The following is a 357-nucleotide window of genomic DNA, read 5'->3' as shown; positions in this document are numbered from 1 at the left end:
GTGCTCAATCTCGATCTCAGCGGCGTGCCGCTCGGTTCGTCGTTCGTCCTCGCAACCTTGTCGGGCGTGATCGCGAGCCCCGGCTTGCAACCGCTGAATTACACGCAGATCGAAGACCTCAACTTCATCACCAATCATCAGCTGCTGAACCTGCAACTCGGCGACACGCTGGTGCGTGGTTCGAGCGGGCCCGACACGATCATTTTCTCGCTGAACCCGTCGCCGACGCAGCCGAACGGCGTGCGCGTGCGCTTGAACACGACGTTCGTCGACTTCCCGATGAACGGCAAAACGCTGACGTACGCCGGCGATGCGAACGATTATGTGACGCACTCGAACGTCACGTTCCCGATGGAG

General features: G+C 60.5%; 1 protein-coding gene. It reads left to right on the top strand.

All coding sequences use genetic code 11. The features are described from left to right. A partial coding sequence (locus M9Q49_RS35285) for a hypothetical protein (RefSeq protein ID WP_254514062.1) occupies positions 1-357 on the top strand: 357 nt, incomplete at both ends.

Source organism: Anatilimnocola floriformis, assembly GCF_024256385.1.
In the GTDB taxonomy this organism is placed as follows: Bacteria; Planctomycetota; Planctomycetia; order Pirellulales; family Pirellulaceae; genus Anatilimnocola; species Anatilimnocola floriformis.
The sequence above is the reverse complement of the archived record's forward strand: the minus strand, read 5'-3'. Positions and strand labels throughout refer to the sequence as shown.